Source organism: Streptomyces platensis (assembly GCF_008704855.1).
Lineage (GTDB): Bacteria > Actinomycetota > Actinomycetes > Streptomycetales > Streptomycetaceae > Streptomyces > Streptomyces platensis.
Map to the genome: position 1 here is coordinate 2,456,237 of NZ_CP023691.1, position 14,783 is coordinate 2,471,019.

Genomic DNA, 14,783 nt, shown 5'->3' on the forward strand with positions numbered 1-14,783 from the left:
GCGCTGCGGTGATCAGTGGTGGCCGTGGCCGCTGGTGATCTCCTTGTACTCCTCGGCCGTGGCCTTCGGGATGACGTTGTCCTCGCCGTAGTAGGCCTTGGAGAGCTTGGCGCGCAGCTTCTGCGAACGCGACAGCTTGCGCTCCACACCGTTCTCGTCGACCTCGGGGCCCAGCTCGAGCGGCGCGGGCTGCTCGTGCTGGGTGAGCAGGTGCAGCTGCTCCTGGTCGAGCGGCTCGTGGACCTCGATGAACTCACCGTGCGGCAGGCGCTTGATGATGCCGGACTCGCGTCCGTGCAGCACCTTGTCCTTGTCGCGACGCTGGAGCCCCAGGCAGATCCGCTTGGTGGCGATGAAGGCCAGCACCGGTCCGACGAAGAACGCGATCCGCACGAACCAGGTGATCGAGTTGATCGACAGGTGGAAGTGCGTCGCCCACAGGTCGTTACCGCCACCGATCAGCATCACGAAGTACGCGACGAGCCAGGCGACACCGAAGCCGGTACGGGTCGGGACGTTGCGCGGGCGGTCCAGGATGTGGTGCTCGCGCTTGTCGCCCTTGACCCAGGACTCGATGAACGGGTAGACGGCGATCGCGACCAGGACCAGCGGGAAGATCAGGATCGGGATCAGCACACCGAAGTTGAGGGTGTGGCCCCAGAAGTTCCACTCCCAGCCCGGCATGACACGCACCAGACCCTCGGCGAAGCCCATGTACCAGTCGGGCTGGGCGCCGGTGGACACCTGGTCGGGCCGGTAGGGGCCGATCGCCCACACCGGGTTGATGCTGGCGATCGCGGCGATCACCGAGATCACACCGAAGACCAGGAAGAAGAAGCCTCCGGCCTTGGCCATGTAGACCGGCAGCAGCGGCATGCCCACGACGTTGTTGTTGGTCTTGCCGGCACCCGGGAACTGGGTGTGCTTGTGGTAGAAGACCAGGATCAGGTGCGCCACCAGCAGGCCGAGCATGATGCCCGGCAGCAGCAGCACGTGCACCGTGAAGAACCGCGGGATGATGTCGTGCCCCGGGAACTCCCCGCCGAAGATGAAGAACTGCAGGTACGAACCGACCAGCGGCATCGCCAGGATGACGCCCTCGATGAACCGCACACCGGTGCCGGAGAGCAGGTCGTCGGGGAGCGAGTAGCCGGTGAAGCCGGTGAACATGCCCAGCACCAGCAGCAGGAAGCCGAACAGCCAGTTGACCTCGCGCGGCTTGCGGAAGGCGCCGGTGAAGAACACCCGCATCATGTGGACCATCATCGCGGCCAGGAAGACCAGCGCGGCCCAGTGGTGGATCTGCCGGATCAGCAGACCGCCACGCACGTCGAAGCTGATGTTCAGCGTCGACTCGAAGGCCTGCGTCATCCGGATTCCCTGCATGGGAACGTAGGAACCGTGATAGGTCACCTCGGCCATGCTCGGGTGGAAGAACAGCGTCAGATAGACACCGGTCAGGATGATGATGATGAAGCTGTAAAGCGCGACCTCACCCAGCATGAAGGACCAGTGGTCCGGGAAGATCTTGCGCATGTTGGACTTGGCCAGGCTGTAGATGCCCAGCCGGCCGTCCGCCCAGTCGGCGATCCGCTCGCCCCGTGGCGCCTGGCCACGGCGCGTGGTGGTCGCGCTCGTCTCGTTACTCATCCGCGCTCCCAGAAGCTCGGGCCGACGGGCTCCTCGAAGCCGCTTGCGGCCTCCAGGAAGCCGTCCTTCTCTGTGATGTGCAGCTGCGGCAGGGCGTGTCCGGCCGGACCGAAGATCACCCGACCGCCGTCAGAGAGGTCGAACGTCGACTGGTGGCAGGGGCAGAGCACGTGGTGCGTCTGCTGCTCGTACAGGCTGATCGGGCAACCCACGTGGGTGCAGATCTTCGAGTACGCCACGATGCCCTCGTGCGACCAGGAGAGTTCGTGCTTGTCCTTGATGTTCTGCGGCTGGATCCGCACGAGCATCAGGGCGTCCTTGGCGATCTTCTCCGCGAACTCCTCGTCGTCCTCCTCCAGGCCCTCGGGCTTGGCGAACGTGAGGGAGCCGACGGCGATGTCCTCGGGACGCAGCGGGAGGTTGGTGGACTGGTTGACCAGGCGGACGCCCTTCTTCCAGTTCGTGGTGCGCAGCTTGTTCCCGGGCAGCGGCCCGAGGTCGCGCAGCAGCACCACACCGGAGAGCGGCACCAGGGCCAGCGCGCCGAACATCGTGTTGCGGATCAGCTTGCGGCGGCCGACCTGCGACTCCTTCGCCCCCTGGGCGAAGTCCGCCATGACCTTGGCCTTGACCTCCGGCGCCGCCTCGATCGGGTGGCGCTCGTCGGCGACCTCCTCGTCGGACATCAGCGTGCGGGCCCAGTGGACCGCGCCGGCGCCGATGCAGAAGAGCGCCGCGCCCAGCGTCAGACCGAGCGCGAAGTTCAGCGCGCTGATGTGACCGAGCGGCCAGATGTAGACGTTCCGCTCGATCGGGATCGCCACGTACGAGGCGATGAAGGCGACCGTGGCGATCATGGACACGACGAAGAGCAGCGCCACGGTGCGCTCGGAGCGCCTGGCGGCCCGGTCGTCGATGTCCTGGGCACGGTGCTCGTGGGGCGGCAGACCCGGGTCGGCGAAGGGGTTCTCCGCCGTGGTCACCGCACCTTCGTGAGCCGTCTCCCGCTCACCGGGAAGGGTTTCTTCTGGCACGTCTTCGTGTCGTCCAGTCTCACTCATGACTTCTTGGCCTTCGTAGTCCGGGCTGCGACCCAGATGGCGACCGCAATCAGCGCGCCCAGGCCGAAGATGTAACCGAAGAGACCCTCACTGACCGGACCGAGACCGCCGAGGTCGAGGCCGCCGGGGCTCTCGGATTCATCGCCGTTGACGGCGCCGAGGTACGCGATGATGTCCTTCTTGTTCTGCTTCGACAGCGAACCGTCACCGAAGGAGGGCATGTTCTGCGGGCCGGTTTCCATGGCCTCGTAGATGTGCTTCGGGTCCACGCCCTCGAGCGTCGGTGCGTACTTGCCATCGGTCAGGGCGCCGCCCTTACCGGTGAAGTTGTGGCACTGCGCGCAGTTGGTGCGGAACAGCTCGCCGCCCTTGCCGATGTTGGCGCCGTCGGGGCTGTACTGCTCCTTGTCCGGCACGGTCGGGCCGGCGCCCAGCGAGGCGACGTAGGCCGCGAGCTGGTCGATCTGGGCATTGGTGTAGATGTTCTTCTTCCGCGGCACCTGGGCGCCGGGCTGCTGGGCCGGCATACGGCCGGTGCCCACCTGGAAGTCCACGGCTGCGGCGCCGACGCCGACCAGGCTGGGGCCGTCGGAGGTGCCCTGACCGCCGGTGCCGTGGCAGCTGGCGCAGCCCACGGCGAAGAGCTTCTTGCCCTCCTTGATGGCAAGGGACTGAGCGGTGTCATCGGCCTGAGCCTTGTCCGCCGGCGCGAACGCGGCGTACGCCCCTCCGGTAGACACCAGCGCAAGGAGTAGGACGACGAGCACCGCCAGCGGGTGGCGCCGTCGTGCGGAGAGCTTTTTCACGGATTACCCCGGTGTCAGGATCTTCTGCGTCGATGCTTTGGATAGGTCTGTCTGATACGAGCCGGTCTGGGTCCGGACTACTTGATCAGGTAGATCGTGGCGAAGAGGCCGATCCAGACGACATCGACGAAGTGCCAGTAGTAGGACACGACGATGGCCGCGGTGGCCTGTGTGTGGGTGAACCTCTTGGCCGCGTACGTCCTGCCCAGGACCAGCAGGAAGGCGATCAGACCGCCCGTCACATGCAGTCCGTGGAAACCGGTGGTCAGGTAGAACACCGAGCCGTACGGGCCGGACGAGAGCGACAGGCCCTCGTGCTTGACCAGCTCCGTGTACTCGAAGACCTGACCGCCGATGAAGATCGCACCCATGACGAAGGTGACCACGAACCAGGCCCGGAGCTTCTTGACATCGCCACGCTCGGCCGCGAAAACGCCGAGCTGGCAGGTCAGAGAGCTGAGCACCAGGATCGTGGTGTTGGTCGCGGAGAACGGAAGATTCAGCGCATCGGCGGATTCCTTCCAATACTCGGTTCCGGTCACCGATCGAAGGGTGAAGTACATCGCGAAGAGGGCCGCGAAGAACATCAGCTCGGAACTCAGCCAGATGATGGTTCCGACGCTGGTGAGGTTCGGCCGATTGACCGACGGGTGCGCGTGCCCGGTTTCTACTGTCGTTGCTGTCGCCACGACCGACATTATGTCGGTCGCTTATCCCGCCCTCACTCCGGGGGGTGCCGTTCGGTGTGTCAAGGACGTATGCCCTGCTCGTACGGACCGTTCCGGCGGTCGCTCGAAGGGGGGACGTACCCGGCCGGCCGCCGTGCCGCGGGCCCGCCGGCGCCGGTCCTGACGGGCCGTCGGGCAGATCTTGGATCCGGTCAACCCCTCCTGCCGGCGCCCCTTGCGGGAGTAGCATCCGCCCCACCCGATGCTGTGCCGCTACGAAGCGTGGAGGAACGATGCAGGCGACTGCCACGGTGCTGGTCTACAGCGACAACGCCAACACCCGCGAGCAGGTCCGGCTGGCGGCCGGACGGCGCCCCGCCGCCGATGCCCCGCAGATCGAGATCCTGGAGTGCGCCACCGCACCGGCCGTCCTGACGGCCCTGGAGCAGGGCGGCATCGACGTCTGCGTACTGGACGGCGAGACCGCGCCCGCGGGCGGTATGGGCGTCTGCCGGCAGATCAAGGACGAGATCTTCCGGTGTCCGCCGGTGCTGCTGCTGATCGGCCGGCCCCAGGACGCCTGGCTGGCCACCTGGAGCCGGGCGGACGCCGCGGTGACCCATCCGCTGGACCCGGTGGCCTTCGCCGACACCCTGGCCGGGCTGCTGCGCCGCAGGAGCCTGGTACAGGCCTGAGCGGCCTGCTGGGCGCCGCTCAGATCCGCGGGCGCAGCCGGGCCTCTCCAACCGGGTTCTGCACCCGCTCGGCCGCTCCTGTGGTGCTGGACGCGCTGTTCTTCAGCGCGCTGCCGTCCCGCCATTCCTTCCAGGGCATGTTCCAGTCACCGAAGCCGTTGTCGAACGGCGTCATGGTGTCGCCGCCGCTGTTGACGACCTTGACGATGTCGCCGACCCGCACGGTGTTGAAGAACCACTGGGCATTGCCCGTGGACATGCCCGTACAGCCGTGGCTGACGTTCGCCGCGCCCTGCGATCCGACGGACCAGGGTGCGGCGTGGACGTATTCGCCGCTCCAGGTCACCCGGGTGGCCCAGTAGACCGGCAGGTCGTAGGAGTCCCCGCTCCCGGCGGCGATGCCGACCGTCGAGCTGCGCATCCGTACGAAGCTCTCCTTGCCGAGGACGACCTTGATGCCGTTGCGGGTGGAGAAGCCGGGCTTGCCCGTGGTCACCGGGATGGTCTTGATCGTCTCGCCGTTGCGCCACACCGTGAGCTGGTGTGTGCCCGCGTCGGTGATCGCCTCCACCCGGTCGCCGGTGGTGAGCTTCACGGGCTTGGACGGGCCTCCGTAGAGCCCCTTGGCGATCTTCAGGCCCGCCAGGTTGCTGTGCACCGAGATCGTGGCGTGGGCGGGCCAGTACTCCTTCGGGCGGAAGTGCAGCTTCTTGTCGTCCACCCAGTGCCAGGCGCCCTGCACCCGTGGCATGGAATCGACCTTCAGGGCGCTCTCCACGATGGCGCGGGCCTTCGGGTCCTTGACGGGCTGGCTCAGCTCCGCGGTGACCGGCTGGCCGACGCCGTACTCGCCGGCCTCCGGCCCGAAGGCGGCGGTCAACTGGCCGTCCGCCTCCTTGGTGTTGACCACGAGCGTCTTGCGGCCGGGCTCACCGTCCTCCTCGGTGCTCACCCGCACCGTGTAGCGGGAGCCGGCGGCCAGCGGCGCGGTGGTGCGCCAGTGCCTGCCGTCGGCGCTCAGCTCACCGTGGACGAAGCGGCCGGTGGAATCGGTGGCCGTGACGTCGGTGATGCGCGCGTCGTCGCCGTTGACGGACACCTCAAGCGGCTTGTCGGGGTCCGCCTTCTTGTTGCCGTCCGGGGTGTTGGCCGAGATCTGGTCGGCCGCGTCGTAGGGATTGGCGGAGAGCGCTTCCGAATCCGAGCCCCCGCACGCGGTGGCGCTCACCGCAAGGGGCACGAGCAGGAGGCCGCAGCTCAGCACCGTCCGGGTTCGAGGTCTGTGACTCATGCCCCAAAAATATGAAGAATCACCTGTCTCAGCGCGCTGGAGGACTGCAAACGGGTCTGGCCCGCGCCACCAAAAGCGGCGGGCCCGGACACCTGTTGAGGTGTCCGGGCCCGCCCGACGGCAGCTGTGTGCCGTTACTGCGTGCGGTTCTCGCCGCGGTAGTACTCGAAGACCCAGCCGAAGAGACCCACGAGGATCACCGGCAGGGAGAAGTACAGCAGCCACCAGCCGAAGACGACGCCCAGGAAGGCGAGCGCGCCACCGACGGCCAGGGACAGCGGCTGCCAGCTGTGCGGGCTGAAGAAGCCCAGCTCACCGGCGTCGTCCGAGACCTCGGCGTTCTCGTTGTCCTGTGCACCCGCGTCGACCCGCCGGGCCGTGAAGGCCAGGTAGTAGCCGACCATGATGCACAGGCCGAAGGCGAGGAACAGTGCGGTGGTACCCGCGGGCTCCTTCGACCAGACGCCATAGACGATCGCCATGGCGAGGACGAAGACGGAGAGCCAGATGAACATCTTGCCCTGGATCTTCACTTGCCCGCCTCCTTGCCGCCGGCGAGGGACTTGTCGTCCTCGGTGGCACGGCCGTTGTGCAGCGCGTCAAGAGCTGCGATCTCCGGGTGGTGCAGATCGAACGCCGGGGATTCGGAGCGAATGCGCGGCAGGGTGAGGAAGTTGTGCCGCGGCGGCGGGCAGGACGTCGCCCACTCGAGCGAGCGGCCGTAGCCCCAGGGGTCGTCGACCTCGATCTTCTCGCCGTACTTCGCCGTCTTCCAGACGTTGTACATGAAGGGCAGGATCGACAGGCCCAGCAGGAACGAGCTGATCGTCGAGATGGTGTTCAGCGCCGTGAAGCCGTCGGCCGCGAGATAGTCCGCGTAACGCCGCGGCATGCCCTCGGCACCGAGCCAGTGCTGGACGAGGAAGGTGCCGTGGAAGCCCACGAACAGCGTCCAGAACGTGATCTTGCCGAGCCGCTCGTCCAGCATCTTGCCGGTGAACTTCGGCCACCAGAAGTGGAAGCCGGCGAACATCGCGAAGACGACCGTACCGAACACCACGTAGTGGAAGTGCGCCACGACGAAGTACGAGTCGGAGACGTGGAAGTCCATCGGCGGCGAGGCCAGGATGACACCGGTCAGACCACCGAAGGTGAAGGTGATCAGGAAGCCGATCGTCCACAGCATCGGCGTCTCGAAGGACAGTGAGCCCTTCCACATCGTGCCGATCCAGTTGAAGAACTTCACACCCGTCGGCACCGCGATCAGGAACGTCATGAACGAGAAGAACGGCAACAGCACGCCGCCCGTCACATACATGTGGTGCGCCCAGACCGTGACCGAAAGACCGGCGATGGAAATCGTCGCCGCGATCAGACCGATGTAACCGAACATCGGCTTCCGGGAGAAGACCGGAATGACCTCGGAAATGATGCCGAAGAACGGCAGCGCGATGATGTACACCTCTGGATGGCCGAAGAACCAGAAGAGGTGCTGCCAGAGCAGCGCTCCGCCATTTGCCGCATCGAAGACATGGGCACCGAATTTACGGTCCGCCTCCAGGGCGAACAGCGCGGCGGCCAGCACCGGGAAGGCGAGCAGGACCAGCACACCGGTCAGCAGCACGTTCCAGGTGAAGATCGGCATCCGGAACATCGTCATGCCAGGCGCCCGCATGCAGATGATCGTGGTGATGAAGTTGACCGAACCGAGGATCGTGCCGAAGCCCGAGAAGGCCAGACCCATGATCCACATGTCGGCGCCGACGCCCGGCGAGCGGACCGCGTCCGACAGCGGGGAGTAGGCGAACCAGCCGAAGTCGGCCGCACCCTGCGGGGTGAGGAAGCCGGCCACCGCGATCAGCGAGCCGAAGAGGTAGAGCCAGTAGGCGAACATGTTCAGCCGCGGGAACGCCACGTCGGGCGCGCCGATCTGGAGCGGCATGATCCAGTTCGCGAATCCGGCGAACAGCGGCGTCGCGAACATCAGCAGCATGATCGTGCCGTGCATCGTGAACGCCTGGTTGAACTGCTCGTTCGACATGATCTGGAGGCCGGGACGGGCCAGCTCGGCGCGCATGAGCAGCGCCATCAGGCCGCCGACGCAGAAGAACGCGAACGACGTGACCAGGTACATCGTGCCGATGGTCTTGTGGTCAGTGGTCGTCAGCCACTTCACGACAGCGATGCCGGGTTGCTTTTTGCGTACGGGCGGTGCTGCCGGAGCCGTATCGGCGGCGGCACCCTGAGGTTCGTTGAGGATGCTCACTGGTTCTTGGTCTCCGCATTCCTGGCGTGATCCGTCTGCTCAATGCCCGACGGCAGGTATCCGGTCTGGCCCTTCTTCGCCAGGTCCTTCAGGTGCTCCTGGTACCGCTCGGGGGAGACAACCTTGACGTTGAAGAGCATCCGGGAGTGGTCGACACCGCAGAGCTCGGCGCACTTGCCCATGAAGGTGCCCTCCTTGTTCGGAGTCACCTCGAAGACATTGGTGTGGCCCGGGATGACGTCCTGCTTCATCAGGAACGGCACCACCCAGAAGGAGTGGATGACGTCGCGAGAGGTCAGCACGAACTGAACCGTCTCGCCCTTCGGCAGCCACAGGGTCGGACCGGGGTTGCCGTTCTGCGGGTTCCGCGTGCCCGGGTTGCCCACGTCGTAGACGCCGTCCGCACCGGCCGGCGCGGACTTCTTCCACTTGTCCGGGATCGCGTCGAGCGCGCTGGAGTTGATGGCCGAGGTCGACTTGTTGCCGTCCACGTTCTCCAGGTAGTTGAACGCCCAGCTCCACTGGAAGCCGACCACGTTCACGACGTGGTCCGGCTTCTTGGAAGTCTTGAGGAGTGCGCTCTCATCACGTGCGGTGAAGTAGAAAAGCACCGCAATGATGATGAACGGCACGATCGTGTACAACGCCTCGATCGGCATGTTGTACCGGGTCTGCGCGGGGACCTCCACCTTGGTCCTGCTTCGGCGGTGGAAGATCACGCTCCAGATGATCAGGCCCCACACCAGCACGCCCGTTGCGAGGGCGGCGGCCCAGGAGCCCTGCCAAAGAGAGAGGATCCGCGGCGCCTCGTCGGTGACGGGCGTTGGCATGCCGAGGCGGGGGAAGTCCTTATATGTGCAACCAGTCGCGGTCGCCAGGACCAGGCCCGCAGCAAGCACCTGCGGCAGCTTCCGCCGCATCGGGCGCCGCGACGAGCGGTCGGAGCCGTTGGGACTCACGTAGCGCCTTCCCGAGAGTCTCGCCCGCGAGACCGGCTGCGGCCGTCTCGCTGGTCGGTCGCCGGCCCTGGCGCGGGCAGGGGTTTGGATGTTTATGCGGACCAAACCCTACTGGACGCTATTTGGGGTCGCGCGGGGAGGGTGCCCAACGCGCCGCGTCGCACCCCTAAGGGGTGGCCGAGGCCGGTGGGAGACGGTCTCCGAAGCCCCGATTACCCGCTTTCACCAGGCATCTGACGCCGCGCCCGGCACCGGCGCCGACCGCTCTCCCGGCAGGCGCCGGCCCGCCCCGCCCCCGAGGACCGGGCTCCCGTGCCCCCGCCCGGCCGGGTGGGCGGCCCGCTCCCCGGAAAGAGGGGACTAACGTCTTGTATGTGCCCTACTTCGACGCGGCGTCCGCCGCCCCGCTGCATCCCGTCGCCCGTGAGGCCCTGCTCGCCTCGCTGGACGAAGGCTGGGCCGACCCGGCCCGCCTCTACCGCGAGGGGCGGCGCGCCCGGCTGCTGCTGGACGCCGCGCGCGAGGCCGCGGCCGAGGCGGTGGGCTGCCGCCCGGACGAAGTGGTTTTCACCCCTTCGGGGACACAAGCGGTGCACTCGGGAGTCTCGGGGGCGCTGGCGGCCCGCCGGCGTGTCGGTCGCCGGCTGCTGCACTCCGCCGTAGAGCACTCCTCCGTCCTGCATGCCGCCGAGGTCCATACGGCGGCCGGCGGCAGCTGCACGGAGCTGGCGGTGGACCGTACGGGCCGGGTGGCGGCCGGGGACGTCGCCGCCGCGCTGAGCCCGGACACCGCGCTGGTCTGCCTCCAGTCCGCCAACCACGAGGTGGGCACCGAACAGCCGGTCGAGGAAGTGGCCGCGCTCTGCCAGGAGGCGGGCGTACCCCTCCTGGTGGACGCCGCACAGTCGCTCCCCTGGGGGCCGGTGCCCGGTGGCTGGTCACTGCTGGCGGCGAGCGCCCACAAGTGGGGCGGCCCGCCCGGGGTGGGGCTGCTCGCGGTCCGCAAGGGGACCCGGTTCGCCCCCCAGGGGCCGCGGGACGAGCGCGAGGCGGGCCGCAGCCCGGGGTTCGAGAACCTCCCGGCGATCGTGGCCGCCGCGGCGTCGCTGCGCGCCCTGCGGGCGGGCCAGGAGGCCGCCGGCGAGGCGGCGCGGCTGCGGAAGCTGGTGGACCGGATCCGGACCCGGGTGCCGGAGCTGGTCCCGGATGTGGAGGTGGTCGGCCATCCGGTGCACCGCCTCCCCCACCTCGTGACCTTCTCCTGCCTCTACGTCGACGGGGAGGCGCTGCTGCACGAGCTCGACCGGGCGGGCTTCTCGGTGTCGTCCGGCTCGTCCTGTACGTCCAGCACGCTGACGCCGAGCCATGTACTGCGCGCCATGGGCGTGCTGTCCGAGGGGAATGTGCGGGTCTCGCTGCCGTACGGCACGGACGGGGCGGAGGTGGACCGCTTCCTGGAGGTGCTGCCGGCGGTGGTGCGCTCGGTGCGGGAGCGGCTGGGCGTCCCGGCGGCGGGGCGGGAGACGGTGGCGGCTACGGCCGGCGGGGGGCCGGAAGCGGCCCCGGCAGCGGCGGCCGAAGAGCCCGGCGAGCCCGCGGCCTCCGCCGAACCGGCCGGTCTGGTCGTCGACTCGCTCGGCAAGCGCTGTCCGCTCCCGGTGATCGAGCTGGCGAAGGCGATCCTGGAGGTGCCGGTCGGCGGGACGGTGACGGTGCTCGCCGACGACGAGGCCGCCCGGCTGGACATCCCGGCCTGGTGCGCCATGCGCGAGCAGGAGTACGCGGGTGAGCGGCCGGCCGAGCGCGGCGCCGCGTATGTCGTGCGGCGCCGCGCCTGACCCGGCGGTTCAGACCAGGTGCTGCTGGACCTCGGCGGCGGCTTCGTGGCCGTAGGCCTTGGTGAAGCGGTCCATGAAGTGGCTGCGGTGCAGCTCGTACTCCTGGGTGCCGACGGTCTCGATGACCAGCGTCGCCAGCATGCAGCCGATCTGCGCGGCGCGCTCCAGGCCGACGCCCCAGGCCAGGCCGGACAGGAAGCCGGCGCGGAAGGCGTCGCCGACGCCGGTCGGGTCGGCCTTGGCGTTCTCCTCCGGGACGCCGACCTCGATCGTCGGCTCGCCGACCCGCTCGATGCGGACGCCGCTGGCGCCGAGGGTGGTGACGCGGGTGCCGACCTTGGCGAGGATCTCCTCGTCGGTCCAGCCGGTCTTGGACTCGATCAGGCCCTTCTCGTACTCGTTGGAGAAGAGGTAGGCGGCGCCCTCCATGAGGGTGCGGATGGCGTCGCCGTCCATCCGGGCGATCTGCTGGGAGAAGTCGGCGCCGAAGGGGATGCCGCGGCTGCGGCACTCCTCGGTGTGCCGGATCATCGCCTCGGGGTCGTCCGCACCGATCAGGACGAGGTCGAGGCCGCCGACCCGCTCGGCCACGTGCTGGAGCTCGATCAGCCGGGCCTCGCTCATCGCGCCGGTGTAGAACGACCCGATCTGGTTGTGGTCGGCGTCGGTGGTGCACACGAAGCGGGCGGTGTGCAGCACCTCGGAGATGCGGACGGAGCGGGTGTCGACGCCGTGGCGGTCGAGCCAGGCGCGGTACTCCTCGAAGTCGTTGCCGGCGGCACCGACCAGGATCGGCTCGGTGCCGAGCTGGCCCATGCCGAAGCAGATGTTGGCGGCGACGCCGCCGCGGCGGACGTCCAGCTGGTCGACCAGGAACGAGAGGGAGACCGTATGCAGCTGGTCGGCGACCAGCTGATCGGCGAAACGGCCGGGGAAGGTCATCAGGTGGTCGGTGGCGATGGAGCCGGTGACTGCGATACGCACGACGGGTCTGCTCCTGCGGAAGGCGGAGGGACGGGCGGACGTGAAGCAACGCTACCCCGCGAGGTCGCGCGCCACCCGGTCATCCCGGACACTTGGAACCACTGAAACTACCCAATAGTAGGTCTTTCTCCTCGATACTCAGCTGCGTACGGTGCCCCTATGACCAAGCCTGTGAAAGCCGTCACACCGCGCCACGGCGCCTCCCCCGACCCGCAGGAGCCGGAGTCACTCGACGAGCTGCGCGGCGACTGCGCGCGGATGGCGGGCCACTGGAAGGCCGGCCGGCGCCCCGCGCCCGCCCCGGGACGCGCCGCCGATCTGCACGGCATCAAGGTCCCCTCCTCCTCCGCCGCCCTCGTGGACGGAATGTCCGAGTACGGCGACTGAAGTCCGCCCCGCGGCCGCCACAGCGCGTGCCGGGGGGAACCGCGCACGCCCCCGCCCCGTCCCATCGGCGTCCACCTCATGGAGGATGGCACGTCAGATGTTCAGCGGAGCTGAAGGAGCGATGCGGTGAACACCGAGGACAGCACCGACACGAACCCCAAGGAGCGCAAGCGGCGCACCCCGCTGGTGGCCGCCTCGTTGGCTGCCGCGGTGCTGCTGGCCGGGGGCGGCGCGGCGTACTGGGCCTCGTCCGCGTCCAGCAGCGAGGGCTCCGGCGCGGGCTCCGCGGCCAAGGGCGACCCGCCACCGCTCGCACTCGACGGCTACACCGGCGGCGGCTCGATCGCGGCCGGTGAGCCCAATCCGCAGGGTGCGAAGTACCGGGCGGTGAAGAAGCTGCCCGGCGGTCCGGCGTCCGCGCCGGTGTACCGCCCCAAGGGGGAGATCAGCCGGCAGTCGGTGGAGCGGCTGGCGAAGGCCCTGGATGTGGCCGGAAAGGTCCGTTCGGACGGCACCAGCTGGAAGGTGGGCGGGGCGCCGGATTCCCGTGGCCCCCTCCTCCAGGTGAGCAAGACCGGCTCGGGCGCGTGGACGTACTCGCAGTACGGCACGCCGGGCGGGACGAACTGTGCGCTGCCGTCGTCCCCCAAGGGCGGCCAGGACGGGTCCGGTGGCGGTACGCCGTCGAACCGGCCGGGCTGTCCGTCGTACCGCGGCGGCGGGGACGTCACGACCGAGGACGACAGCAGCGGCAAGGGCGCGGTGTCGCCGGAGAAGGCCAAGAAGGCGGCGCAGCCCGTACTGGCGGCCCTCGGCCAGAAGAACGCCCGGCTCGACGCGGGCGGACTGTCCGGCGCCGTACGGGTCGTGACCGCGAACCCGGTGCTCGGCGGGCTGCCGACCTATGGCTGGCAGAGCGACCTCCAGGTCGGCTCGGACGGTCAGGTGGTCGGTGGCAGCGGCCAGTTGGCGAACCCGGTCAAGGGCGCGGAGTATCCGGTGCTGAGCGCCGACAAGACGCTGGACCGGCTGAATTCGGGCGGCGGCCGCACGCCGGCCGGCTGCCCCTCGGCACCCGGCGGCACGGCCGACAAGGGTGACAAGGACGGCAAGGGCGACGGGATCGCGCCGTGCGAGCCGTCGCCGACGAAGGCGCAGCCGCCGGCCGAGGTGACCGGTGCGGTCTTCGGGCTCGCGGTGCAGTACGTGGACGGCGGCCAGGCGCTGGTGCCGTCGTGGCTGTACAAGGTGCGCCAGCCGGGCGCCGGCAGCGGCCCGGACAGCGCCTCGACGGTCACGCACCCGGCGGTGAACCCGAAGTACCTGGCCCACCGGGGCGGCGGGACGTCGCAGAGCCCGGGACAGTCGCCGCACAAGCCGTCCGGGAAGCCGGGGGCGATGGCCCTGGAGTCGTACGACGTGAGCGACGGCGGCAAGAAACTGACGGTGCACTTCTGGGGCGGGGTGTGCAGCGTCTACTCGGTGAGCGCGGAGGAGTCGGCGAAAACGGTGAAGACCAAGGTCGTCGGCAAGGACAAGAAGCCCGGCCAGGTCTGCGTGAAGATCGCCAAGGAGTTCACCAAGACCGTGACGCTGGACAAGCCGCTGGACGGCCGGAAGGTGATCGATGAGTCGAGCGGCGACTCCGTGCCGAAGCGGTAACGGGCCCCGCGGAAACCGCCGGGCCGGACCCGGCGGAGACCGATACAGCGAAAGCGGCGCTCCCCCTCTCGGGGGGCGCCGCTTTCGTGCGTACGTGCCCGTACTCCTTAGCTGAAGGAGTCGCCGCAGGCGCAGGAGCCGGTGGCGTTCGGGTTGTCGATCGTGAAGCCCTGCTTCTCGATGGTGTCGACGAAGTCGATGGAGGCACCGCCCAGGTAGGGCGCGCTCATCCGGTCGGTGACGACCTTGACACCGTCGAAGTCCTTGACGACATCGCCGTCGAGCGAGCGCTCGTCGAAGAAGAGCTGGTAGCGCAGGCCGGAGCAGCCGCCGGGCTGAACAGCCACCCGCAGCGCGAGGTCGTCCCGGCCTTCCTGCTCCAGAAGGCTCTTGACCTTCGACGCGGCCGCGTCGGACAGGATGATGCCGTCGCTGACGGTGGTCTCGTCCTGAACGCTCATCTAGATCTCTCCCGGGTTGTACGGACCGCTTGTCATCGGTTGCAACCAGCTGCAA

At 68.6% G+C, this 14,783-nt stretch carries 14 protein-coding genes; 4 read left to right on the forward strand and 10 right to left on the reverse strand.

The window, feature by feature from the left end; all coding sequences use genetic code 11:
* Nucleotides 1-12: 12 nt before the first annotated feature.
* From qcrB to ctaE, 4 genes are all read right to left on the reverse strand, one after another.
* Nucleotides 13-1,650: a cytochrome bc1 complex cytochrome b subunit gene (gene qcrB / locus CP981_RS10645; protein ID WP_085927297.1), complete on the reverse strand. Its 1,638-nt coding sequence runs from the start codon at nt 1,648-1,650 to the stop codon at nt 13-15.
* Entirely contained in the window at nt 1,647-2,711 is a 1,065-nt protein-coding gene (gene qcrA / locus CP981_RS10650; RefSeq protein WP_085927298.1) for a cytochrome bc1 complex Rieske iron-sulfur subunit, read from the reverse strand. The genes qcrB and qcrA overlap by 4 nt, the downstream gene beginning before the upstream one ends.
* Nucleotides 2,708-3,517, reverse strand: a complete 810-nt coding sequence (qcrC, locus tag CP981_RS10655) for a cytochrome bc1 complex diheme cytochrome c subunit (RefSeq protein WP_085927299.1) — start codon at nt 3,515-3,517, stop codon at nt 2,708-2,710. Before qcrC ends, qcrA begins: the two co-directional genes overlap by 4 nt.
* A 77-nt stretch (nt 3,518-3,594) precedes the next feature.
* A complete protein-coding gene (ctaE, locus tag CP981_RS10660) occupies nt 3,595-4,215 on the reverse strand; it encodes an aa3-type cytochrome oxidase subunit III (RefSeq protein ID WP_085927300.1) in 621 nt (206 codons plus the stop codon).
* A 263-nt stretch (nt 4,216-4,478) separates the two neighbouring features.
* On the opposite strand from ctaE, the gene CP981_RS10665 reads away from it, so the two are divergent.
* Nucleotides 4,479-4,880 carry a DNA-binding transcriptional response regulator gene (locus CP981_RS10665; protein WP_085927301.1) on the forward strand — a complete coding sequence of 134 codons (402 nt, stop codon included), beginning with the start codon at nt 4,479-4,481 and terminating at the stop codon, nt 4,878-4,880.
* A gap of 19 nt (nt 4,881-4,899) precedes the next feature.
* Here the strand turns inward: CP981_RS10665 and CP981_RS10670 are convergent, their stop codons facing one another.
* From CP981_RS10670 to ctaC, 4 genes are all read right to left on the reverse strand, one after another.
* Entirely contained in the window at nt 4,900-6,171 is a 1,272-nt protein-coding gene (locus CP981_RS10670) for a L,D-transpeptidase (protein WP_208852923.1), read from the reverse strand.
* Nucleotides 6,172-6,305: 134 nt separating this feature from the next.
* Nucleotides 6,306-6,704: a cytochrome c oxidase subunit 4 gene (locus tag CP981_RS10675; protein ID WP_030083935.1), complete on the reverse strand. Its 399-nt coding sequence runs from the start codon at nt 6,702-6,704 to the stop codon at nt 6,306-6,308.
* Complete coding sequence (gene ctaD, locus CP981_RS10680) at nt 6,701-8,437, reverse strand: aa3-type cytochrome oxidase subunit I (protein WP_150522322.1); 1,737 nt, start codon at nt 8,435-8,437, stop codon at nt 6,701-6,703. The genes CP981_RS10675 and ctaD overlap by 4 nt, the downstream gene beginning before the upstream one ends.
* Nucleotides 8,434-9,396, reverse strand: a complete 963-nt coding sequence (ctaC, locus tag CP981_RS10685; protein WP_085925391.1) for an aa3-type cytochrome oxidase subunit II — start codon at nt 9,394-9,396, stop codon at nt 8,434-8,436. Before ctaC ends, ctaD begins: the two co-directional genes overlap by 4 nt.
* A 374-nt stretch (nt 9,397-9,770) precedes the next feature.
* Between ctaC and CP981_RS10690 the strand changes: the two genes are divergently transcribed.
* Nucleotides 9,771-11,234 (forward strand): cysteine desulfurase/sulfurtransferase TusA family protein, encoded by a 1,464-nt coding sequence (locus tag CP981_RS10690; protein WP_085925390.1) that lies wholly within the window; start codon nt 9,771-9,773, stop codon nt 11,232-11,234.
* Nucleotides 11,235-11,243: 9 nt separating this feature from the next.
* Here CP981_RS10690 and CP981_RS10695 read toward each other — a convergent pair whose 3' ends face one another.
* Entirely contained in the window at nt 11,244-12,218 is a 975-nt protein-coding gene (locus CP981_RS10695; RefSeq protein ID WP_085925389.1) for a carbohydrate kinase family protein, read from the reverse strand.
* Between the two features lie 159 nt (nt 12,219-12,377).
* Here CP981_RS10695 and CP981_RS10700 point away from each other — a divergent pair, with 159 nt between their 5' ends.
* Together CP981_RS10700 and CP981_RS10705 are read left to right on the forward strand one after the other, a co-directional pair.
* Nucleotides 12,378-12,605, forward strand: coding sequence for a hypothetical protein (locus tag CP981_RS10700; RefSeq protein ID WP_085925388.1), 228 nt, complete (start codon nt 12,378-12,380; stop codon nt 12,603-12,605).
* 126 nt (nt 12,606-12,731) lie between these two features.
* On the forward strand, nt 12,732-14,267 hold the full coding sequence (locus tag CP981_RS10705; RefSeq protein WP_085925387.1) for a hypothetical protein: 1,536 nt from the start codon (nt 12,732-12,734) through the stop codon (nt 14,265-14,267).
* Nucleotides 14,268-14,374: 107 nt separating this feature from the next.
* Here CP981_RS10705 and erpA read toward each other — a convergent pair whose 3' ends face one another.
* Nucleotides 14,375-14,728: an iron-sulfur cluster insertion protein ErpA gene (erpA, locus tag CP981_RS10710; protein WP_006606077.1), complete on the reverse strand. Its 354-nt coding sequence runs from the start codon at nt 14,726-14,728 to the stop codon at nt 14,375-14,377.
* Between the last annotated feature and the right edge of the window lie 55 nt (nt 14,729-14,783).

What these genes read in the sequence shown, in the direction of transcription:
- qcrB (WP_085927297.1), bottom strand. Translation starts at nt 1,650, where the DNA reads ATGAGTAACGAGACGAGCGCGACCACCACGCGCCGTGGCCAGGCGCCA.
- qcrA (WP_085927298.1), bottom strand. Translation starts at nt 2,711, where the DNA reads ATGAGTGAGACTGGACGACACGAAGACGTGCCAGAAGAAACCCTTCCC.
- ctaE (WP_085927300.1), bottom strand. Translation starts at nt 4,215, where the DNA reads ATGTCGGTCGTGGCGACAGCAACGACAGTAGAAACCGGGCACGCGCAC.
- CP981_RS10665 (WP_085927301.1), top strand. Translation starts at nt 4,479, where the DNA reads ATGCAGGCGACTGCCACGGTGCTGGTCTACAGCGACAACGCCAACACC.
- CP981_RS10670 (WP_208852923.1), bottom strand. Translation starts at nt 6,171, where the DNA reads ATGAGTCACAGACCTCGAACCCGGACGGTGCTGAGCTGCGGCCTCCTG.
- CP981_RS10700 (WP_085925388.1), top strand. Translation starts at nt 12,378, where the DNA reads ATGACCAAGCCTGTGAAAGCCGTCACACCGCGCCACGGCGCCTCCCCC.
- erpA (WP_006606077.1), bottom strand. Translation starts at nt 14,728, where the DNA reads ATGAGCGTTCAGGACGAGACCACCGTCAGCGACGGCATCATCCTGTCC.